Consider the following 21,884-nt stretch of genomic DNA (forward strand, 5'->3'; position numbering starts at 1 on the left):
CCTCCTTTTCAGCTTGAACTCATCCGCAGGAACAGCCGCATCCGCATCGCCAGCACGAAAAGCGGCGCGCCCAGCGTCACCAGGACCAGCCCGACCGGCAGGCCGATATCGGTGCCGGCGTTGCGCGCCAGCATGTCGGCCGCCGTGACCAGCAGCCCGCCGGTCAGCGCCGCCAGCACCAGACGCGCCCGGCCCGAGGCGGGCGACAGCGCCGCCGCTAGCTGCGGCGCCATGACCCCGAGGAACATCAGCGGCCCCACCGCCGTCAAGGCGGCCGAGCTCAGCAGCACCGCAACGATCAGGACCGCCACCCGCGCCCGTGCCGCATCCAGCCCCAGCGCCATCGCCATGGGCGCGCCGAGGTCGATCAGCCGCAGCGCCCGGCCAAGCAGCAGGATGGCGATCGGGCTGGCGGCGAACCATGGCGCCAGCATCGTCACCCGCGGCCAGTCGGCCAGGGCCAGCGACCCGGCCATCCAGCCGGCCAGCGCATGCGAGGTCTCGGGCGGGGTATAGAGGACCAGCACCGCCGTCACCGCCGAAAGCGTCGATTCCAGCGCAATGCCCATCAGCAGCACGGCCAGCCCGCCGGCATGGCCGCGGACCAGCGCCAGCAGCAGCGCCGCGACCGCAAGGCCGCCCAGCAGCGCCGCGCCCGGCAGCCATGCCGGCGGCAGGCCGGGGGCCAGCACGGTCAGGACCATGATCGCCACCATCGCGCCCTGCGACAGGCCCAGCAGGCCCGGATCGGCCAGCGGATTGCGGGCCAGCGATTGCAGCATGGCGCCGGCCAGCGCCACCGACCAGCCCGCCATGAAGCCCAGAAGCAGGCGCGGCAGCCGCACCTGGTAAAGCGCGAAAGCCTGATCCGCATCCAGCGGCGCCAGCAGGTCCAGCCGCGTCTCGCCCCAGGACAGCGAAACCGCCCCCAGCCCCAGGCTCGCCAGCGTCAGGGCCAGCGCGGCGGCCAGATTCGCCAGTCCGATCTGCATCCCGCCCGGCAGGCGCAGCACGCGGCGGCCGTCCAGGGCGCGGCTGCTCATGCCTCGGCTCCGCGCAGGTAGAAGCGGCGCACCATCAGCATGAAGGCGATGCCGCCCAGAAGCTCCAGCACGACGCCGGTATGCAGCGCCAGGGGGGCAAGCGCCATGCGCGCGATCAGGTCGGCCAGCAGGCACAGGCAGGCCCCGGCCAGGGCGCAGCCCGGCAGCAGCGCCCCGAAGCGCGCGCCGGTCAGCGGCCGCACCAGATGCGGCACCACCAGTCCCAGAAACCCCAGCGGTCCGCAGATCGCCACCGCCGAGGCCGAGGCCAGCACCGCCGCCCCCAGCGCCAGAAGTTGCGTGCGCGCCACGTCGATGCCCAGCGAGGCGGCCTTCTCGGCCCCCAGCGCCAGCAGCGACAGCCGGCGGGCCAGCAGCAGCATCGCCGCCATGCCAAGCGCCGCCAGCCCCCAGAAATCCGCCAGCCTTTCGGCATGGACATGGCTGACATTGCCGCCCAGCCAGCCCAGGTAATCCTGCCGCAGCGCCGGATCGGACAGCAGCAGCGCCTGCGTCAGCCCGCCCAGGAACATCGAGACGATCGCGCCGGACAGGATCAGCGCCAGCCCGCGCGGATCATGCGCATGGCCGGCCAGCCGCGCGACGCCGAGGCTGGCCAGAAAGCCCAGGCCGCCGCCCGCCAGCGCGGCCGATCCCTGCGCCCGCGGCTCCAGCCCCAGCAGGAAGGCGCCGGCCACCACCGCCAGCGCCGCCCCGGCATTGATCCCGACCAGCGAGGGCGAGGCCAGGGGATTGCGCAGCACGCCCTGCAGGACCGCCCCCGACATGGACAGCGCCGCCCCGGCCAGCATGGCGATCAGCGCGCGCGGCAGGCGCTGGTAGATCACGATGACATCCGCCTGCCGCGTCTCGTCGAAGCGGGCCAGCGCGGCCCAGATCCCCGAGGGCGGGATCCAGCTTTCGCCCGCCGACAGGGCCAGCAGCAGGCAAAGCGCCAGCGCCAGCGCCGCAAGGACCGGAAAGCCGCGCCTCATGCGCTGGGCTCCGGCAGGGCGGGCAGGCAGATCCGCCGCCCCTCGTGGCGGATGACCTGCGCGTCTAGGTCAAAGACCTCGCGCAGGTTCGCGGCGTTCAGGACCTCGGCCACCGGCCCCGAGGCGCGGGCCTCTCCCCCCGACATCATCACCACCTCGTCGGCGAAGCTCAGCGCCAGGTTCAGGTCGTGCAGGACCGAGACCACCGTGCGGCCATGGCGCCGCGTCAGGTCGCGCACCAGCCCCAGCAGGGCATATTGATAGGTGACGTCCAGGTGGTTCACCGGCTCATCCATCAGCACGACGGGCGTGTCCTGCGCCAGCACCATGGCGATGAAGGCGCGCTGCCGCTGGCCGCCGGACAGGGCGTTGACCGGCAGATGCGCCTGATCCTGCAGCCCGACGATGCGCAGCGCCTCGCGAAACAGCAGCCGGTCGCGGTCGTCCGGCCCGGCGAAAAGCCCCTGCCGGGCATGGCCGCCCATCTCGACCAGCTCGCCCAGGGTCAGGTAGTCGGGGCAATGGTTCTCTTGCGGCAGCCAGGCGATGCGCCGTGCCAGCGCCCGGCGCGGGATGCGCGCCATGGGCACGCCGTCCAGCGTGACGCGGCCGGCCTGGGGACGCAGAAAGCCCATCACCGCCTTCAGCAGCGTCGATTTGCCGCAGCCGTTCGGCCCGACCAGCGCGGTGAAGCGCCCCGGCGCAAAGCTGGCGTCCAGCCCGCGAATGACCGGCTTTCGGCCATAGCCGACCGTCAGGCCCTGGATGCGGATCACGTTTTCACTCCGGCTGGCAATCGCGTCCTCCGGTTCGTAAAGTAAAACACTCGGAATTATCCAGACGCAATTTCACGAGGAGCATGCGATGGCGCGGATGCTGCATATCGGTCTGGCCCTTGCCCGGACCTGGGGGCCGCCGCCGACCCCGGACCAGGCGCTGGCGCTGGATTGCGCGCTGGCGGTCCGGGCCGAGGCCGCGCATCTGGATTTCGTCTTCAAGCCAGACAGCCTTTACATCGACCCGAAGGGGGCGGGGCCGCGCATCGCGCGGGCGGCGCTGGATCCGACGCTGGTGCTGACCGCCGTGGCCGGGGCGACGCGGCGGATCGGGCTGGTCACGACGGTCTCGACCAGTTTCAACCCGCCCTATGTCGCCGCGCGCCAGCTGCAGACGCTGAACTGGCTCAGCAACGGCCGGGCGGGCTGGAACATCGTCACCGCGCTGGATGGAGAGCGGAATTTCGGCCTTGCCGCCATGCCCTCGGCGGCCGAGCGTTACGCCCGCGCGGCCGAGTTCACCGATGTCGTGCGCCGCCTTTGGGACAGCCACGGTGCCGAAGGGCTGGCGGCCATCGACCATTGCGGCGCCTTCTATCAGGTCGAGGGGCCGCTGAACGTGCCGCGCCATCCCGCGCGCGTCGCGCTGTTCCAGGCCGGCGCCTCGGCCGAGGGGCGCGGCTTCGCCGCCTCGGTCGCCGATGCGATCTTCGCCTCGGTCCCCGACCCTGCCGCGGGGCAAGAGCTGCGGTCGGACCTGCAGCGCCGGGCCCGCGCCGCCGGCCGCGACGACGCGCCGCGGCTGCTGCCGGGCTTTCACGCCTATCTGGCGCCCAGCCGGAGCGAGGCGCAGGAGATGTTCCGCGAGGCGCAGGCCCGCCGCGACCCGGCCGCGCTGCGGGCCAAGCTGGGGGCGCTGGTCGGCCGCGACCTGGGCGACTGGCCCGAGGATCGTCCCCTGACCCCCGCGGACCTGCCGGCCGGGGACGCGGCGCTGCGCAGCCGCACCCATTCGGGGCTGCTGCAGCGGCTGATCCGGCAGGAAAGCCCGCCCCTGCGCGACCTGCTGCTGCGCCCCGAGGTGGCCAATTCCGGGCACTGGACCTTCGTCGGCACCCCGGCCGAGGCCTTGGCCGAGATCGCCGCCTGGTCGGATGCCGGGGTCATGGACGGCTTCATCGCCCTGCCGGGCGGCAGCGGGGAATCGCTGGACCTGCTGCTGTCCGACCTGATCCCGGCGCTGGCCGAGGCGCGGCGCTTTCGCCACGCCTATGCCGGAGAGACGCTGGCCGCGCATCTGGGGCTTGCCTCGCCGGCGTCCAGCGGCTGATCGTCCTGCGGCTGTGCAAAGCGGGCCAGCATCGCCTCGACCGCTTGGGTGATCCGGCGGATTTCGGCGGGGCCGTAGCGGTCGGCGCGATGGCTTAGCATGATGCGCAGGCCGGCGGTCTCGTCCGCCACGTCCTCGACGATCTCGAATTGCAGGCCCAGCAGCGATTCCGCCTTGTCGGGGTCGATCTGCCGGTATTCGACGCGGCTGCCGTCCATCAGCGCGATGGCGCCGTTCATCCGGTTCCGGGCGTGGATCTGGATGAAGACCTCGAACATCTCGTCCAGCCGGGTGACGGGATTGCCGGTCAGCGCCTCGCCCACCAGGTCCAGCGGGACCTCGGAATGCGGCAGCGACCGGGCGATGCGGTCGCGCACCTGCGCGATCAGCGCGGCAGGCGTGTCCTGCGCCCCCAGCGCCAGCCGATGCGCGGTCATGGTGGTGAAATAGCCCACCGTGTCGAACCAGGCCGGATCGTTGCGCCCCGAGGCCGAGGTGCCGATCACCAGGTCGTCGATGCCGCCCAGCCGCCCCAGCGCCGCGCCGATCGCCGCATAGGCCGTCGCGAAAAGCGAGGCCGCGTTGCGCCGCGCCGTGGCGTAAAGCCCGCGTGCGACCTCGGCCGGCAGGTCGATCCGGGTCCAGCCGCCCTGCGGGTCCTGTCCGCCCGGCGCAGCGCCGAGGATCGGGCGGGCACGCGGCGCGCCGCGCAGGTGATCCAGCCAGTAGTCCAGATGCACGCGGTCCGTATCCGCCGCCCTTTGCGCGGCGGCGAAGCGGTGGAAGCCCGGCGGCTGGTCGGGCCAATCCGGCGCCAGCCCCGCCGCGCGCTGGCGATAGGCGTGGCCAAGCTGGTCCATCAGCAGGTTCAGCGACCATTCGTCCAGCACGATATGGTGGAACAGCATGGACAGCACCTGCTCGTCCCCCTCGCGGAAGAAGCGCAGCCGCAGCGGCAATTCGCGGGCAAGGTCGAAGACATGGCCGGCCTCGGTCCGGCGGTTTGCCTCGCCCGCCTCGGCGCTGGTCCAGAACCAGCGATAATTGCCCAGCCGCTCGACCGGGACCACTTCTTGCAGCGGCTGGCCGTTTTCCTCGCGGAAATGGCTGCGCAGCACGGGATGGCGGCAGATCAGGTCGCCGAAGGCCAGCCCGAAGACCGCTTCGTCCACCGGGGTCGGGAAACGCAGGGCAAAGGGCAGGTTGAAGATGCCGCCATAGCCGAAGGCGGCATAGGCCTTCCACAGCGATTGCTGCGCCAGCGACAGGGGCGCCGCCTGGGGCCCGGCCGCGTCGTCCCCGGCTGCGGGCATCGGTGCGGCCGGCGCGCTGCGGGTGGCGATCCCGGCCAGCGCGAGGGCGGTCGGATGGCGGAAGATGTCGGTGAAGCGCAGGGCGATGCCATGCTCGGCCTGCAGCCTGCCGATGATCCGGGTCGCGATCAGCGAATGCCCGCCATGGTCGAAGAAATCGTCCTCGGGCCCCATTCCGGGCGCGCCGAGCGCCTCGCGGAAGGCGGCGAGGATCAGGCCCGTCAGCGCGTCCGCCGGCTCGGCACCTGGCGCTTCTGGCGGTGCGGTCGGCCCGGGGCCGGGCTGGCCCGCGATCTGGCGCGCGCGGCGGCGGTCGGGCTTGCCGTTGGCCGACAGCGGCAGCGCCGGGATTGCAAGGATGCGGTCGGGAAGGTGCGATTGCGGCAGCCGCTCGCGCAGGAAGGCGCGCAGCGCGGCCGGTTCGGGCAGGTCGCGGCCGGCGACCAGCGCGGCCAGCACCGTCTCGCCCCGCGCGTCGGGAATGTCTACGACCAGGGCCTGCGCGACGGCGGGATGGGCGGCCAGCTCCGCCTCGACGTCGGCCAGCGAGATGCGCACGCCGCGCACCTTGACATAGCCGTTCACCCGGCTGTCGAACAGGATGGTGCCGTCGCCGCGCAGCCGACCCAGGTCGCCGCTGCGAAAGGCGCGGATGCCCTCGACCTCGGTGAAGTCGGTCTGTTCCAGCGCGCCGTCGCGCAGATAGCCGAGCGCCAGGTTCACGCCCGTGGTGTGGATGCGGCCGGCCACGCCCTCGGGGCAGGGTTCGCCCTGCGGGTTCAGCAGCAGGTAGCGGTTGCCGGGCAGGGCGCGGCCATAGGGGATGATGCGGTCGTCCTCGGGGCCGATCCGGTGCCAGATGCTCCAGATCGTGGTCTCGGTCGGGCCGCCCAGCGACCACAGCGCCGCATCGGGCCGCAGCCGGCGCAGCCGGTCGATCACCGCCGGCTTGATGTAGTCGCCGCCCTGTGCCACCAGCCGCAGCGAGGTCAGCCCGTCATCCGGCGCGCAGGCCAGCAGCATCTCGACGATGGCGGGGACCGAGCACCAGACGGTCACGCCGTGGTCGCGCACCAGACGGTTCCAGGCAAGGGCGTCCTTTTCCTCGGCCGGCGCGGGCATGACCAGCCGCGCGCCGGCGGCCAGGGTGCCGAACAGGTCGAAGACCGACATGTCGTGATGCAGCGGCGTGACCGAGATCACCGCGTCCTCGGCCCCGATCCCCCAGGCATCCAGCGTATGGCCGATGACATTCGCGGTGGCGCGGTTGTTCAGCACCACGCATTTCGGCCGCCCGGTGGTGCCCGAGGTGTAAAGGTAATAGGCCGCCGCCTCGGAGCGGGACAGCGCGGCCAGCCCCTGCGGGATCGGGGCCGGGTCATGCGCTTCGAGGGTGCGGGGCGAGGCCAGCGGCCAGCCGGGCAGGTCGGTCCCGGCCACGACCAGCCGCGGCGCGGAATTGCGCAGCAGGTAGTCGCGCCGCTCGGGCGGCGCGGCGGCGTCGATGGGCACCCAGACCAGCCCCGAGAAGGCGCAGGCCAGCGTCAGCACCAGATGCTCGGGTCCGCGCGGCAGGCAGATCGCGACCACGTCGCCCGGCGCGAGCCCGCGCGCGGCCAGCCCGGCCATCACGCGCCGCACCCGCAGGCCAAGCGCGCCGTAGCTGGTGCGGCGGGTGTCGCAGATCAGGGCCGTGCGGTCGGGATCGCCGCCGAACAGCTGCGCCGCGATGCGCTCCAGATGGCCGGGGCCGGCATGTTCCGCCCCGGCGGGGGCCGCGGGCGGCGGCGGCAGGAAATCGGCGCCGGCCAGGGTCAGCTCGTCCCGTCCGGCCAGCGCGGCGAAGGCGCGGGCGGCGGCGTCCAGCAACGCGCCGACGACCGCAGGCTCCAGCGCCTGCTCGACGTGATCGGCTTGCAGCAGCAGCGCACCCTCCGCATCCAGCGACAGCCGCAGGTCCAGCGCGACCTGCGGGGTCTGCACCAGCCCGTCCACCAGCCGCAGCCCGGCATCGGCGGGCACCCGGTCCCAGCCCATGCCGTTGGTCAGCACCACCGGCAGCGCGATCCGACCGCCGTTCTGCGCCAGCAGCAGCCGGCTGAGGCCGACCCCCGACAGACCGGGATGCGCCATGCCCTCCAGCAGGTTCTCCTGCAGCCGGCGGGCATGGTCCAGGAAGCTGCCCCGGTCGGCGCGATAGTCGACGGCGATGAAGGACGAGCGGTTGGCCAGCGCCCCGCCCGGCGGCGGCGCCACCGGCACCGCGACACAGGGCGCCAGGTCCGGGGTCCAGCGCGCCAGCACCTCCAGCACCACGGCCATGGCGATGCTGTTGCGGGTCAGTTTCCGCGCCGCCGCCAGCCGGGCCAGGCGCGCCAGCTGATCGCGCGGGATGCGGCGGCTGTCGCGGCGCCAGCGCGGGCGGTCGATGCCCTCCGGCGGTTGCCGCCAAGGCAGGCGCGGCGGCCCCTCGACCCCGGCCAGGCGCGCGCGCCACCAGTCGGCATCGGCGGCGCGGTCGGATTGTTCGGGCGGCGGCTCGGGCAGGGCGGAGGCCGGCGGCAACCCGGGCGCCAGCAGTTCGGCGATCACCTGCCCGATCCCGGCGCCGTCCAGCGCCAGCGCGTCCATCTTGACCAGCAATGCCTGTTCCCGGGGCCGGGGCAATTGCACCAGCACCAGCCGCCACAGCAACCCGTCCAGCGGCAGCGATGCGCGGGCGAACTCGTCCTGCAGGGCAGAGAGCTGCGCCTCGGCCTCATCGACGGCCAGTCCCGAAAGGTCGATCCGTTCCAGCGGCGGCTCGGCTTCGTCCAGCACGCGCAGCGCGGAATGGGCAGGGTCGAGCCGGCAGCGCAGCGCCTCGTGCCGCTCGATCAGCGCCTTGGCCCGAAGCGCCAGGGCTTCGGCATCCAGCGGGCCGCGATAGCAGCGATATTCCTGCATGGCGGTGCGGCCCAGCGGCAGCTCGGCCTCGCGGCCCAGCAGATAGGCCTTTTGCAGCTCGCCCAGCCGCCGCATCCGCATCGGTGCCGGCAGCCAGTCCGACAGCGGCGCCGCCGCCAGATCGGGCGCATCGGCCAGCCGGCACAGCGCCGCGTGGCAGGCATCGAAAGCGGTGCGGACCCAGTCGCCGGGCAGCGCGTCAAGCCGCAGGTCCCAGTTCAGCAGCACGCCCTCGGCCAGCGATGCGACCTGCACGTCCAGCGCAACCTGCGGCGCCTGCGAGACGCTCCAGACCAGTCGCCCGAACAGCCGGCCGACGCGAGGGCTCAGCAGTTGGCGCTGCGCCCCGTCCAGGTCGAGCCCGCTGGTAAAGACCACCGGCGCGGATTCCATGTCCTGGCCGCCGCGTGACATCTCGCGCAGCACGGCGACGCCGGGGCAGGCCTGATGCGATAGCGCCTCGGCGATCTCGCGCCCTGCCTCGCGCGCCAGTCCGGCCAGCGTGGCCTCGGGCCCGACCCGCAGGCCGAGTGGCAGGATATTGGTGAAATCCCCGACCAGCCGCGAGGCGCCGCGCATCACCGGGGCGCGGAAGAAGCCCGGCAGCGTCAGGCGAAAGGCCCGGTCGCCCGTCGCCCGCGCCAGAATGGCGGCAAAGACTACCAGGTAAAGCGAGGTTTGCGTGACCGGCAGTTCCCGCGCCAGGCCCCGCAGCGCAGCGGCCTGCGCCGGCGGCAGCAGGGCCGAGATCCGGGTGCTTTCCGGCGCGGCCGCCCCGTCGCGCAGCGGCAGCGAGGGCGCCGGCGGCATGTCGCGCAGCCGCGCCCGCCACCAGTCCCGATCCGCCGCCTCGGCCGCCGGGTCGGGGGGCAGCCGGCCCAGATAGTCGAAATAGCAGCCCTCGGGTTCCTCGACCGCAGTGATCCCGGCCGGATCTTCGTAAAGCCGGGCCAGGTCGTCCATGACCAGCCCGAAGCAGGAGGGATCGGCCGCGATCATGTCCAGGTCGACATGCAGCCGCTGCTCGTCGCCCGGCAGCAGGCTGAGCAGGAATTCCGCCGCCTCGCCCGAGGCGATGTCCAGCCGCTGATGCGTCATCCGCCGCCGCGTCGCGGCCAGCCGTGCCTGCGCCTGATCCGGCGCCAGCGCCCGCAGATCCTCGACCCGCAGGGCGTGGCGGTCGTCCAGCGGCTGGATCACCTGCTGGCCTGCGGCCGTGACCCGCAGCCGCAGCATGGGGTGCCGGCGGAACAGCCCGCGCACCGCGCGGTCCAGCCGCTGCGGCTCCAGCCCCTGCGGCTGGAATTCGGTATGCAGATGTGCGGATACGCCGCCGCCCGGCCCCTTCCAATCGCGCCCGGTCCAATAGGCTGCCTGCATGGCGGTCAGGTCCATGTTCATCCCCTTGCGTCTGGCGATAGTTGTTGATAAAAATACTCAACTAATGGCGGTGTCAAGGAAAGGCTTGGCCGCGCAGGACAGGACGGGATCGAAATGAACGACATCGGATCTATCGAAACGCTCGGCCGGGCATGGCTGGAAACGCGTGTGCAGGCGCTTGTCCCCGACGAGGCGGAGATTGGTTCCGATGAAAACCTGCTGTTCCTCGGGCTGGATTCGCTGTCGGTGCTGAAGCTGGTCGCCGAACTGAAGCAGGCGGGCATCACGGTCAGCGCGCGGGAACTGCTTCAGGAGCCCAGCATCGAGGGCTGGTGGCGCCTGATCCAGGCGCGGCGGCCCTAGATCATGACCTGCGATCTGGTTGACGGGTTTGCTCGGGCAGGCGGTCCGCAACGCCCGCGTGACCTGCACGGTATCGAACCGGATGGTGTCCATGGCTGTGTCCACGACTTCTCCGACGAACGCATATCGATGTAGCAAGATGGTCAACCACCGGGTCGATGGAACCAATCTGCCGACGGGTTCTGACCTGCCCGGCCCAAGAGCCCGGATATCCCCTATCCGGCCCCAATGCAGTTCAAGGGAGCATGACGCATGAGAGCTGCCAGCCATGCCGCAAGGCCAGAGCGCGGGGATGACGACGACCGGGCCTGGGCCATCATGGAACCCGTACGTCGCCAGATCCGCCTTGCCATGGGGTTGGGCGCGGTCTCCGGGCTGGCGGTCCTCGCCACGATGATCTGCCTGGCGATGACGGTGCTGGCGCTGCGCAATCATCCGGGCCAGGTGCCGTGGGTCTGGATGCTGGGTGCTTTGGTGGGGACGGTCGCCAGCTATCTGACCCGGCTGGGTGCGTTCAATCAATCCCACTATGCCGCCTTCCGGCTGGAGCGTATCCTGCGAAGCCGTCTGGCCGAGCGGATGGCGGAGGTTCCCCTGGGCTATATCCAGGCCCAGGGTGCCGGCGGGCTGACCAAGGTAATCCATGACGACGTCAAGGCCTTGCACGTCTTCGTCGCTGACAGCACGCCGCTTTATGCCCGCGCCTATGTCACGCCGCTGGCCACGGCGGCGATCCTGCTCTGGCTCGACTGGCGGATGGCGCTCGCGGTGCTGGCGGTTCTGGGCCTGGGCATCCTGTCGATGCGTGGCGCGCAGAAGCGCCGACGCAACATGGCGCGGCTTTACAACGAAGCGCGCGAGAAGGTCAGCGCGGCGGTGGTCGAGTTCGTCCAGGCGATGCCGGTGGTCCGCAATTTCGACACCGGCCACTCCAGCTTTGGCCGGTATCAGCAGGCGCTTGACGCCTATCTGGCGGTGCTGGCGCGGTGGTATCGCGATTCCGGCCGTTCGGTCCGCATGACCTGGGCAATCCTCAGCCCGCTTCCGACGCTGGCCGTCGTGCTGTGGCTGGGGCTCTGGCGGGTCCGGGAGGGCGACCTCGACGCGGTGCGGTGGCTGGCAATTCTTCTGCTATGCACCGGGATGGCCGAGTCGGTCATGCCGATGATGATGCTGCGCCACATGATCGACAAGGTGCGGCTGTCGATCGCGCGCATCCATGACGTGCTGGCCGCGCCGCTGCTGCCGGTCCCGGCGCAGGGCCACTTGCGCCGGCCGGCGGATTCCAGCGTGGTCTTCGACGATGTGAGCTTTCGCTATGGCCCTGACGAGACCGAGGTGCTGCGCCATGTCAGTTTCGTTGCCGCACCCGGCAGCGTGACGGCGCTGGTCGGACCGTCCGGCGCGGGCAAAAGCACCGTTGCGCGGCTGATCCCGCGGTTCTGGGACGTGACCGGCGGCCGCATCCTGATCGGCGGGGTCGATATTCGCGACATGGGCGCCGACGACCTCATGCGGCAGGTGGCCTTCGTCTTTCAGGATACCTTCCTGTTTTCCGACAGCATCGCCGAGAATATCAGGCTCGGTCGTCCCGATGCGACCGATGAAGAGGTGATCGCCGCGGCCCGCGCCGCGCAGGCGCATGATTTCATCGCGGCACTGCCCCAAGGTTACGACACGCCGGCCGGCGAGCGGGGCGGGCTGCTGTCGGGCGGCCAGCGACAGCGCATCACCATCGCACGTGCGATTCTGCAGAACCGGCCCGTCCTCGTCCTGGACGAAGCGACGGCCTTTGCAGATTCGGAAAACGAGGCCGCGCTGATCCGTGCGCTTGGCGAACTCACCCGTGGCAAGACGGTGATCACGGTCACCCACCGCCTGCAAAGCATCGTCCATGCCGACCAGATCCTGGTCTTCGATGCGGGCCGGCTTGTCCAGACGGGTCGCCACCACGACCTGCTGGCGCAGCCGGGGCGCTATGCACGGCTTTGGGCCAGCCATGCCGAGGCGCAGGCATGGACCCTGGGACACATGAGGAAGGGAGCCGCCGAATGACCGGGCGCACCATCCCGGCCGGCCGCCCCGGCCCAACCGCGATCCGCGAGACCTGGCGCCAACTGCAGTACAGCGTGGGCGAGGACGCCCCGCGCTTGCGGGCGGTCATTCTCGGCCTCTTGCTTGCCGCAGCGTTGCAGGGACTGGCGCTGGCGGCCATCGCGCCGCTCCTTGTCGCCGCCTTCGACGGCAGGGACTGGCTGGGTGCACTGCGCTGGCTGGGGATCTGCACGATCCTCATGATCGCGGCGACGGCAACAAGATGGTGGGCGCAGGGCTTCGACTTCAACGGCCGCATGGCCGCGGCCACGCATCGTGTCCGGCTGCGGTTGGGCGAGCAGATGCGGCGCATGCCGCTGGAGACGCTGCACGGCCACCGCACCGGCGAGCTGAACTCGATGGTCATCAACAACGTCGATGAAAACCTTCTGACCACGCTGACCATTCTCAACCTGATCTTCATCTCGGTCGTCACGCCGCTGGTGACGGGGCTGGCGCTGTTGGCGTTGGACTGGCGGGCGGGGCTGCTGATCCTGGTCGTGTTTCCCGCCATCCTGCCTTTGTATCGCTGGCGCCGGCCCGCGATCGGACGCGGCAAGCGCATTCTGGGCGCCGCCCACCAGCAGGCGAATGCGGATGTGCTGGAATACACGCAGGGCTTGCCCGTGTTGCGCGCCGCGTTGCAGGCCGGAGCGCGCGCCGGCAGGCTTGAACGGACATTCCGCAAGCTCGAGGAGATCCAGATCTACGGGCATCGCAAGGGAGAAAAGCCGAATCTCATCGTCTCGACCGTCGTCGAGGTCGGGCTGGTCCTGATGCTTGGGCTCGGCGTGGCCTACGTGGTCGCGGGGACGATGGATCTCGCGCTTTTCGCCGCGCTTCTGGTGATCGTGGTGCGGCTGTCCGAGCCGCTGGCGACCTTCATCCTCTATACCGCGATCCTGGAACTGGTCGAGGCAGCCCTGGACCGGATCAAGGCGCTGCTTGCCATTGCCCCCCTGGATCAGGCATTGCCCGCGCGAACGCCGGCACACTGCGGCATCAGATTCGAAGCTGCCAGCTTTGCCTATGCAGGGGCCGATGCCCCGGCCCTGCGCGATGTCGATTTGACGATCCCCGAGGGCAGCCTGACCGCACTGGTCGGTCCCTCGGGATCGGGCAAGACCACGCTGGCGCGACTGATCCTGCGCCACGCCGATCCCCAGAAGGGCCGCATCCTGATCGGCGGGGCGGATCTGCGCCAGATCCCCGAGAGCGCCCTGCGCGGGATGCTGTCCGTGGTGTTCCAGGACGTGCATCTGTTCAACGACACCGTCATGGCCAATATCCGCATGGCCCGCCCAGACGCGACCGAGGCCGAGGTCCGCGAGGCAGCCCGTGCCGCGCAATGCCTCGATTTCATCGAGCGGCTTCCGCTTGGCTGGAATACGCCCCTGGGCGAGATCGGCAGCCGCCTGTCAGGCGGGGAGCGTCAGCGCATCTCGATCGCGCGCGCGCTTTTGAAGGACGCGCCGATCCTGATCCTGGACGAGCCTACCGCGGCGCTGGATACCGAAAGCGAACGCGCCGTTCAGCGCGCCATTGATGCCGTCGTGCGCGACCGCACGGTCATCGTGATCGCCCATCGGCTGTCGACCATCGCCGGCGCGGATCAGATCGCTGTCGTGGATGACGGGCGCGTCGTCCAACTCGGCACGCATTCCGAGCTGCTGGCGCGGCCGGGCCGCTACCGCGCGATGTGGGAGGCGCAGCAGGCGGCGAAGATCTGGTCGGGTCGGGCGTGATTCCAACACCCCCCCGATCATGCAATGATGCGTCGTCAGGAGCCGGAGGTCGCCGCGTCAGGGCGCTGGGGAAGACTCGATCATGCCGGTGCTGCAGCCCCTGCCTGCGCTGATTACTGCTCCGGTGCCGGTTTGCGGGCGATCATCGCCGGCGGCTAATGCAAGGGAACAGGCTGGCCTAAGGCAAGGGGACAGCGGTTGTCGGTGCCTCCAGGCGATGTCCTGTCGGCCGCGTTATTTGCGGGCATTGCCTGCAGAAGGATCATCGCCTGGCCACATCCCAGGCAGGGGTGCATTGCGCCATTGCCGGCGAAGGGCCCATGCCGATGCAAGAGACATGGGTGTTCCCTTGCGCCTGCTCAGCGGTAGCCGATATTCATGACATAATCATGCAGCAGGTTTTCCTCCTCCCGGACTTCCTGCAGCAGCGTCTGAAGAACATCGCGCGCATTCAGCACGCCGAGCGGGTGGCGGTTTGCATCGACGATCGGAATGTTCTTGAAGCCGCGGGTCTTCATGATGTCCCAGACATCCTGCAGCCAACCGTCCGGGGTCACGGTGGTGACGTCGCGCGTCATCGCCTCGATGACGGGTGCGGTGCAGCTGGCGCCGGCACAGCGACCCGTCTGGCGCACCACGTCGGTCTTGGTCAGGACACCCGCCAGTCGGCCGGCAGCATCGCAGACCAGCAGCATGTCGCAGCCCTCGCCAAGCCGCCTTGCCGCCTGCAGAAGCGCCGCGTTCACATCGATCGATTGCAGGTGCCGGCGCGCGGTAGGCAGATATTTCTGGATAAGCACGTGAACTCCTTCCTATGGCATCAGCGCGACGCGCAGCACCGAAGCGATGCCGAACACGGCGCCTGCAAAGCAGGCCAGCTGGATCGCCGCCACGGCGACGAACCGCGCGCCGGAATGAATGTAGTCCTCGGCCAGGACCTGGAGCCCCAGCGCCGCATGATGAAAGCCGGCCATCAACAGCAGGATCATGAGCCCGGAATTGAGCGGCGCCGCCAACCAGGCCACCAGCTTGGCGTGATCCGCGGCCGCGCCGCCGGCCAACGCTAGGGCGAACCACAGGACCAGCGGCACCAGACCCGCGGCCGAGACCCGCTGTGCCCACCAATGAGCGGTGCCATGCCCCGCTGCTCCAAGGCCGCGTGCCCGTGCGAATGGCGGGATATGGCGGATCGTCATGCCGGCCACCATGTCCACAACGCCAGTGCCAGGATCAGGCTTGTCCCCACCACCGTCCATCCGCCGGCATAGATCGCGCGCAATTCGAAGCCCCGGCCACTGTCCCAGACCAGATGCCGGACGCCGTTGCAAAGATGGTAAAACAGCGCCAGCGTTACAAGAAAAAGCGCAATACGGCCAGGCACGGACAGCAGCAGCGCCTGCGCGCTTCCGAACGCGTCCTGGCCCGAGGCGCCGGCCATCAGCCAGCCTGCGAGGCCGAAGGCGCCGAGGCTCAGCGCCACGCCCGAAAGCCGGTGCCCGAACGACAGGACGGAGGTCAGCTGTGGCCGGTAGTTCTGCATGTTGGGTGATTTTGGACGGCGGTGAGACATGGCGCTTCCTTCGTGTCAGCCTTGCCGCTCGATCATTTTCTTCTTGATCTCGGCGATGGCGCGGCCGGGGTTCAGCCCGCGAGGACAGGTGCGGGTGCAGTTCAGGATCGTGTGGCAACGATAGAGGCGGAACGGATCCTCGAGGGCGTCGAGCCGCTCGCCGCGTCCCTCGTCGCGGCTGTCGGCCAGCCAGCGCCACGCCTGAAGAAGCGTGGCGGGACCTAGAAAGCGGTCACCGTTCCACCAGTGGCTGGGGCAGCCCGAGGTGCAGCAGAAGCACAGGATGCATTCGTAATAGCCGTCAAGTGCTGCCCGCTCCCTGGGCGATTGCAGCCGCTCGCGCTCCGGCGCCGGCGTCTCGGCGTGCAGCCAGGGCTCGATCATCTCGTATTGGGCGAACAGATGGCTCTGGTCGGGCACCAGATCCTTGATCACCGGCAGGTTGGCCAGCGGAAAGATCATCGCGGGTTGGGCCAGATCAGCCATGGCGCGGGTGCAAGCGGTCCAATTCGTGCCATCGATCGTCATGGCGCATGACCCGCATACGCCCTCGCGACACGAATGCCGGAAGGTCAGCGTCGTGTCGATCCTGCTTTTTATCCAGATCAGCGCGTCGAGCAGCATCGGCCCGCAATCGTCCAGATCGACGCGGAACGTATCCAGCCGCGGGCCGGCCATGCCGTCGGGATCGAAGCGATAGATGCGGAGCGTTGCGATCCGCGTGGCGCCCTCCGGCGCAGGCCAGGATTTACCCTCGGCGATGCGCGAATGCACCGCCACACCCAGGTTGCGCGGGACCGGAAAGCGCCGTGGCCACTTCAGACGCGGCACCTCGTCCGAGCGATCGACGATCATGGCCCCTCTCCTTGTGGGCGGGATGCCGGGGGCTGTGCGTCGATGGTGATGGCGATGGGATCGCTGGCGGGGAAGGTTCCTTGCAGCGCCAGGTCGAGAAGCGTCTCGACATGCGCCGCCTGTCCCGGATCCCGGTCCCTCGCCGGCAAGGGGGTCCCGTGATCCCCGCCGGCCTCCGCGCCTGGGCTTCCGGGGCCGGGCGATCGGGCGAAATCCATCGCGCCGCAGCTCAGGATCCTGCCGCTTGCGTCCGCCGTGATCCGTATGCGGCGGCTGGACGAGAAGAAGAGCAGCCGCACCGTGCCGGCATCCTTGCCCTCGCCGCGCTCGAACCGGCTGGTGATCGTGCCGTCGCGCATGCCCTGCCGCAGATCGTCGGCGCTGATCCCGAATGCCCTGGCCAGGACGGCCGCGTCGATCCGGGCGCCGTCTTGCTGCAATTCGATCCCAGGCATCGCCCCCTCTCTTTCCCGGCCTCACTCGGCCGCCACCACGCGCCCTCCCGGACCCGCTCCGGGCCAGGCGCAATCCTCGAGCGTCGTGCGGTCCAACTCGGCCATGAACGCCTCGCGCGCGGCGGAAAGCTGCGGCCGCAGGCGGCAGCGCGGCCTCAGGACGCATTCGCCGCCATCGGCGCGGAAACATTCCACGATGGCGAACTTGCGCTCCAGATGGCGCACCACCTGTCCCAGCGTGATCTCATGCGCCGGGCGCATCAGCCGCAGCCCGCCGGATCGGCCGCGCTCGGACCGCACGAAGCCGCCAAGCCCTAGGTCGCTGACCACCTTGGCCAGGTGATGCTGCGAGATGGCGAACTCCCTGGCGATCTGCCCGGTCGATATCGGTTTTTCCGGCGCCCCCGCCAGCCGCATCAGCACCCGCAATCCGTAGTCGGTAAAGGTCGCAAGACGCATCGGCTCTCCTAATTGGTATTGACAATACCAATTATGTGGGAAGATATTCGGTATTGCAAGTGCCGAATATAAGGGCTTCGCGCATCCTCCTGACCCGCGGCGCCCGACTCACCGTCAGACACCCCCCGCTCATGGAGACCGCCATGCCCCAGACCACATTCCCATTGCACGACCGGACGGTCGGCGAGATCGCCGCGCGGCTTCCCGGCGCGTCCGGCGTGTTCCGTCGCTTCGGCATCGATTTCTGCTGCCAAGGAGAGGTGCCGCTGGCAGAGGCAGCCAATCGGCGCCACCTGGACCTTGGCGCGCTCGAGGCGGTCCTGGGCAACCTCGACCCCCTGGCGATCCCCGATGCGCCACGGGAGACCGGGGCGCTGATCGACCATATCCAGACCCGCTATCACCAGGCGCATCGCCGGCAGATCCCCGAACTGATCGCGCTTTCGCGCAAGGTCGAGGCGGTCCATGCCGGCCACCCGGACGTGCCCAAGGGGCTAGCCGACGTGCTGCAGCAGATATGGGGCGAACTGGAGGTGCACATGAAGAAGGAAGAGTTGATCCTTTTCCCGGCCATGCGCCGGCAGGCGGCGGACCGGATTGCCGTCCCCATCGCCGAGATGCGGCACGATCACGACGATCACGGCGCCTTCCTGGCAGAGCTGGCGCGGCTGACGCAGAACCATACCGTGCCCGAGGGCGCCTGCCGGACCTGGCAGGCGCTTTACGCCGGGACCGCGCAGCTGCGGGCCGACCTGATGGAGCATATCCATCTGGAAAACAACGTGCTGTTCCCGCGCTTTGAAAAGGGCGCATGAGCCTGCTGCTGGAAGCCGGGCCGCTATTCATGCGATCCCGCGACGCTTGCCGCCGGCCCCGCATCCAACGCCCCGAAGCCCGCCCCATGTGATCCAATCGAGGAGGAGGTTCCATGTTCCGATCCAGTTGCATCCTTGCCGCCTCGCTGGCGCTGCTGCCGCCTGCCAGCCTTGCCCAGACCGGCCAGTCTGCCACGGGCGCAGCGGTGGCAGAGACGTGGCTGCCGACCCTGCAGGTCGATACGCCGCAGCAGGGCTTCGATCTGGCCATCGTCATGGCGCGGCGGGCGGTCAGGACGACCCAGCCCGATGTCGCGATGCTGAAGGCGCAGCGGTCACGCTATGCCGAGGATGCGGCCAGCCTGATCGACGTCTCGGCCGTGGCGGCGGCCTGATTCGCGACCATCGCCGCGGCCAACGACTATTGGCGCGAATGAATCTGAAGGGAGGACGACCATGGCCGACATCTCCATGCCCAAGGCCAGCGCCGCGCTTGGCGCGAAACGTCACGCGCTGGCGCCAGCCATCGACGATGCCTTTCTGGCGCTGTTGAAGGCCGTCTTTGCCGACGGTGCGCTGGACAAGCGCACCAAGCAACTGATCGCGGTCGCCGTGGCCCATGTCACGCAATGCCTCTGGTGCATCGAGGGCCATGTCAAGGGCGCCCGCCGCGAGGGCGCCACCAACGAACAGATCATGGAGGCGATCTGGGTCGCGGCCGAGATGCGCGCCGGAGCCGCCTATGCCCATGCCAACAAGGCGCTTGCGGTGCTGGACCAGATCGATGGCGCGTGAAGCCTGCCCATGCCCTGCTGCCGCCCCTTGGGAATCATGGCAACGGGTCGAGGCCTGTATGAAGGGCGCGGCGGCAGCCCGGCGGATCACCGCAAGGCTCGATGCCACCCTTCGCCTTGCCGATAACCGCAGGGCCGGCCAGGTCGGCTTGCCGCCGCGCCCGACCATCCGCGTATCCGCAGACCGGAGCCAGCACAGATAAAGGACAGGACCATGTCAGCCCAGATCAGCGACAGCATCGAAGAGAAGCGGGGCTTCTTCACCCGCTGGTTCATGTCGACGAACCACAAGGATATCGGTGTCCTCTACCTGTTCACGGCGGGTCTGGCCGGGCTGATCTCGGTCACATTCACCGTCTACATGCGCATGGAGTTGCAGCATCCCGGCGTGCAATACATGTGCCTGGAGGGGATGCGGCTGGTCGCCGACGCCTTGTCGGAATGCACGCCCAACGGCCATCTGTGGAATGTCGTCGTGACCTATCACGGCATCCTGATGATGTTCTTCGTGGTGATCCCGGCGCTGTTCGGGGGGTTCGGCAACTATTTCATGCCGCTGCATATTGGTGCCCCGGACATGGCCTTCCCGCGGCTGAACAACCTGTCGTATTGGCTCTATGTCTGCGGGGTCTCGCTTGCCATCGCCTCGCTGCTGTCGCCGGGCGGCTCGGATCAGCCGGGGGCAGGGGTGGGCTGGGTTCTGTATCCGCCGCTCTCCACAACCGAGGCCGGCTATGCGATGGACCTGGCGATCTTTGCCGTCCACGTCTCGGGCGCAAGCTCGATCCTGGGTGCGATCAACATCATCACCACCTTCCTCAACATGCGTGCGCCGGGCATGACGCTGTTCAAGGTGCCGCTGTTTGCCTGGGCGGTCTTCATCACCGCCTGGATGATCCTGCTGTCGCTGCCGGTGCTGGCCGGGGGTATCACCATGCTGCTGATGGACCGTAATTTTGCTACCCACTTCTTCAACCCGGCCGGCGGCGGCGATCCGGTGCTGTATCAGCACATCCTGTGGTTCTTTGGCCATCCCGAGGTCTACATGCTGATCCTGCCCGGTTTCGGCATCATCAGTCACGTCATCTCGACCTTCGCCAGGAAGCCGATCTTCGGTTATCTGCCGATGGTTCTGGCCATGGCCGCCATCGCCTTTCTCGGCTTCATCGTCTGGGCGCATCACATGTACACGGCCGGCATGTCCCTGACCCAGCAGACCTATTTCCAGATGGCGACCATGACCATCGCGGTGCCCACCGGCATCAAGGTCTTCTCGTGGATCGCGACCATGTGGGGCGGCTCGATCGAGTTCAAGACGCCGATGCTCTGGGCCTTCGGCTTCCTGTTCCTGTTCACCGTCGGCGGCGTCACCGGGGTCGTCATCGCCCAGGCGCCCTTGGACCGCGTTTATCACGACACCTACTATATCGTGGCGCATTTCCACTATGTGATGAGCCTTGGCGCCGTCTTCGCGATCTTTGCAGGCACCTATTACTGGATCGGCAAGATGTCGGGCCGGCAATACCCGGAATGGGCGGGCCAGCTGCATTTCTGGATGATGTTCATCGGCTCGAACCTGATCTTCTTCCCGCAGCACTTCCTGGGCCGCCAGGGCATGCCGCGGCGTTACATCGACTATCCGGTCGAGTTCGCCTATTGGAACAATATCTCGTCGATCGGCGCCTATATCTCCTTCGCGTCCTTCCTGTTCTTCATCGGCATCGTGTTCTACACGCTCTTCGCCGGCAAGCGCGTGAACGTGCCGAACTACTGGAACGAGCATGCCGACACGCTGGAATGGACCCTGCCCTCGCCGCCGCCTGAGCACACCTTCGAGCAGCTGCCCAAGCGCGAGGACTGGGATCGCGCACACGCGCATCGGTAGCGGAGGCAGACCTTCGGAAACAACCGATCGTATCCAACAGCACCCGACTCGAGCGGATGTCGGAACAGCCGATGCTGACGCATATCAGCCAAAGGCATCATACCGTGCGAGGCGGATAGGCACTGAAAGCTGCATTGCAAGCGGTGCCGCAGAGGAGGGGTAGGAGATAGACCGGACGATTCCCAAGTGGTGTCGGCGCGCCAAGGTAGCGGGTGCTGGAGCACCGGCACGAAAGAGAACGTCCATGGGAGAGGCCGTATCCGACACACCCACAACTCCCGGAATAATAATTTGGCAATCACGTCACGCGGCATCTTGACGCGATTCGATATGTTTACACAAGCATATCGTGATGGTACCTCACGATTGTCGGTGGCGTGGAACCACGCGATCCAGATATCACGGGGGACCAGGGTGCCATGCGTCGCGCAGTTTCGAATGGTGGGATAGCGATTTCTTTTTTCTGCCTGGCCACAGCAGGTCATGCGCAGACGCTGCCCGGACAGGACGCCATCGTTCTTGATCAGGTCGTCATCCAGGGGGGCGACGACAGCGGCAAGAGCGGGGTGCGCGCGAAAACCGCGACGATCGGTCCGCTTGGCCGGCGCGAGATCAAGGACACGCCCTATTCGGTCAGCGTCATCGACAAGACGCTGATTGAAAACCAGCAGGCGACGACCTTGCCCGATCTGTTGAAATACATGCCCTCGACGCAGATGGAGGCGCGCGGCGGCGGCGATGTCGGGCGCCCGCAATCGCGTGGCATGCAGGGCACGCCGGTTTTCAACAATCGCCTCGATGGTATGAACATCGTCGCCGCCACTGCGCAGCCCATCGAGATGTATGAAAGGGTCGAGGTCGTCCACGGCCTCGCCGGCGCCTATTTCGGCCCGGCGAGCCCCGGCGGACTTTTCAACTTCGATCTGACCTACCTGCCGATCAAGGATCGCCGTGAAAGCCTCACTGAGATTAACGAGGCAATGGATCGCATCGCCGCCGCCATCGAGGGCAGCATAGCCGGTGCGAAGACGCAACGCATCCAAGGCGGGGGAGGCGGTGCCACCCG

19 protein-coding genes are annotated in these 21,884 nt (G+C 68.8%); 9 read left to right on the plus strand and 10 right to left on the minus strand.

Translation table 11 applies throughout. From position 1 onward, the window contains the following. Positions 1-8 precede the first annotated feature (8 nt). The 3 genes from ACDP63_RS08905 to ACDP63_RS08915 are packed head-to-tail and all read right to left on the minus strand — an operon-like array spanning position 9 to position 2,814. Complete coding sequence (locus ACDP63_RS08905) at positions 9-1,043, minus strand: iron ABC transporter permease (RefSeq protein WP_028712691.1); 1,035 nt, start codon at positions 1,041-1,043, stop codon at positions 9-11. Beyond that, positions 1,040-2,038, minus strand: a complete 999-nt coding sequence (locus ACDP63_RS08910) for a FecCD family ABC transporter permease (protein ID WP_024845256.1) — start codon at positions 2,036-2,038, stop codon at positions 1,040-1,042. The genes ACDP63_RS08905 and ACDP63_RS08910 overlap by 4 nt, the downstream gene beginning before the upstream one ends. Next, the gene (locus tag ACDP63_RS08915) at positions 2,035-2,814 is read right to left on the minus strand and encodes an ABC transporter ATP-binding protein (RefSeq protein ID WP_285049669.1); all 780 of its coding nucleotides are present in this window, start codon (positions 2,812-2,814) and stop codon (positions 2,035-2,037) included. The genes ACDP63_RS08910 and ACDP63_RS08915 overlap by 4 nt, the downstream gene beginning before the upstream one ends. Before the next feature lie 88 nt (positions 2,815-2,902). Between ACDP63_RS08915 and ACDP63_RS08920 the strand changes: the two genes are divergently transcribed. After that, positions 2,903-4,144, plus strand: coding sequence for an NtaA/DmoA family FMN-dependent monooxygenase (locus tag ACDP63_RS08920; protein WP_409927911.1), 1,242 nt, complete (start codon positions 2,903-2,905; stop codon positions 4,142-4,144). Here ACDP63_RS08920 and ACDP63_RS08925 read toward each other — a convergent pair. Continuing rightward, a complete protein-coding gene (locus ACDP63_RS08925) occupies positions 4,084-9,798 on the minus strand; it encodes an amino acid adenylation domain-containing protein (protein ID WP_409927912.1) in 5,715 nt (1,904 codons plus the stop codon). The two genes, ACDP63_RS08920 and ACDP63_RS08925, sit on opposite strands and share 61 nt — an antisense overlap. 99 nt (positions 9,799-9,897) lie before the next feature. Between ACDP63_RS08925 and ACDP63_RS08930 the strand changes: the two genes are divergently transcribed. From ACDP63_RS08930 to ACDP63_RS08940, 3 genes are all read left to right on the plus strand, one after another. Continuing rightward, positions 9,898-10,146, plus strand: coding sequence for a phosphopantetheine-binding protein (locus ACDP63_RS08930; RefSeq protein ID WP_036697886.1), 249 nt, complete (start codon positions 9,898-9,900; stop codon positions 10,144-10,146). 252 nt (positions 10,147-10,398) lie between these two features. After that, on the plus strand, positions 10,399-12,201 hold the full coding sequence (locus tag ACDP63_RS08935; protein ID WP_083539174.1) for an ABC transporter ATP-binding protein: 1,803 nt from the start codon (positions 10,399-10,401) through the stop codon (positions 12,199-12,201). Continuing rightward, entirely contained in the window at positions 12,198-13,985 is a 1,788-nt protein-coding gene (locus tag ACDP63_RS08940) for an ABC transporter ATP-binding protein (protein ID WP_072462911.1), read from the plus strand. The genes ACDP63_RS08935 and ACDP63_RS08940 overlap by 4 nt, the downstream gene beginning before the upstream one ends. Before the next feature lie 359 nt (positions 13,986-14,344). Here the strand turns inward: ACDP63_RS08940 and ACDP63_RS08945 are convergent, their stop codons facing one another. Genes ACDP63_RS08945 through ACDP63_RS08970 form a run of 6 tightly spaced genes read right to left on the minus strand, consistent with a single transcriptional unit; the run spans position 14,345 to position 17,324 of the window. Then, positions 14,345-14,785 carry a CBS domain-containing protein gene (locus ACDP63_RS08945; protein WP_333483760.1) on the minus strand — a complete coding sequence of 147 codons (441 nt, stop codon included), beginning with the start codon at positions 14,783-14,785 and terminating at the stop codon, positions 14,345-14,347. A gap of 12 nt (positions 14,786-14,797) precedes the next feature. Further along, the gene (sdhD, locus tag ACDP63_RS08950) at positions 14,798-15,181 is read right to left on the minus strand and encodes a succinate dehydrogenase, hydrophobic membrane anchor protein (protein WP_333483759.1); all 384 of its coding nucleotides are present in this window, start codon (positions 15,179-15,181) and stop codon (positions 14,798-14,800) included. Next, positions 15,178-15,555, minus strand: coding sequence for a succinate dehydrogenase, cytochrome b556 subunit (gene sdhC, locus ACDP63_RS08955; RefSeq protein ID WP_333483758.1), 378 nt, complete (start codon positions 15,553-15,555; stop codon positions 15,178-15,180). The genes sdhD and sdhC overlap by 4 nt, the downstream gene beginning before the upstream one ends. A 15-nt stretch (positions 15,556-15,570) precedes the next feature. Further along, the gene (locus ACDP63_RS08960; RefSeq protein ID WP_409927913.1) at positions 15,571-16,410 is read right to left on the minus strand and encodes a succinate dehydrogenase iron-sulfur subunit; all 840 of its coding nucleotides are present in this window, start codon (positions 16,408-16,410) and stop codon (positions 15,571-15,573) included. Further along, positions 16,407-16,865, minus strand: coding sequence for a DUF6522 family protein (locus tag ACDP63_RS08965; RefSeq protein WP_287883378.1), 459 nt, complete (start codon positions 16,863-16,865; stop codon positions 16,407-16,409). The genes ACDP63_RS08960 and ACDP63_RS08965 overlap by 4 nt, the downstream gene beginning before the upstream one ends. A 21-nt stretch (positions 16,866-16,886) precedes the next feature. Next, entirely contained in the window at positions 16,887-17,324 is a 438-nt protein-coding gene (locus ACDP63_RS08970; protein WP_011749294.1) for an RrF2 family transcriptional regulator, read from the minus strand. A gap of 143 nt (positions 17,325-17,467) precedes the next feature. Between ACDP63_RS08970 and ytfE the strand changes: the two genes are divergently transcribed. The 5 genes from ytfE to ACDP63_RS08995 all read left to right on the plus strand — a co-directional run. Then, complete coding sequence (ytfE, locus tag ACDP63_RS08975) at positions 17,468-18,139, plus strand: iron-sulfur cluster repair protein YtfE (protein ID WP_333483756.1); 672 nt, start codon at positions 17,468-17,470, stop codon at positions 18,137-18,139. Positions 18,140-18,252: 113 nt separating this feature from the next. Then, a complete protein-coding gene (locus tag ACDP63_RS08980) occupies positions 18,253-18,534 on the plus strand; it encodes a hexameric tyrosine-coordinated heme protein (RefSeq protein ID WP_333483755.1) in 282 nt (93 codons plus the stop codon). A gap of 61 nt (positions 18,535-18,595) precedes the next feature. After that, positions 18,596-18,934 carry a carboxymuconolactone decarboxylase family protein gene (locus ACDP63_RS08985; protein WP_409927914.1) on the plus strand — a complete coding sequence of 113 codons (339 nt, stop codon included), beginning with the start codon at positions 18,596-18,598 and terminating at the stop codon, positions 18,932-18,934. Between the two features lie 213 nt (positions 18,935-19,147). Continuing rightward, positions 19,148-20,818 (plus strand): cytochrome c oxidase subunit 1, encoded by a 1,671-nt coding sequence (locus ACDP63_RS08990; protein ID WP_333483753.1) that lies wholly within the window; start codon positions 19,148-19,150, stop codon positions 20,816-20,818. Positions 20,819-21,237: 419 nt separating this feature from the next. Then, the coding region (locus tag ACDP63_RS08995; protein ID WP_409927915.1) for a TonB-dependent receptor plug domain-containing protein at positions 21,238-21,884 on the plus strand (647 nt) is incomplete at its 3' end.

This window comes from Paracoccus sp. P2 (assembly GCF_046335115.1).
GTDB lineage: Bacteria > Pseudomonadota > Alphaproteobacteria > Rhodobacterales > Rhodobacteraceae > Paracoccus > Paracoccus pantotrophus.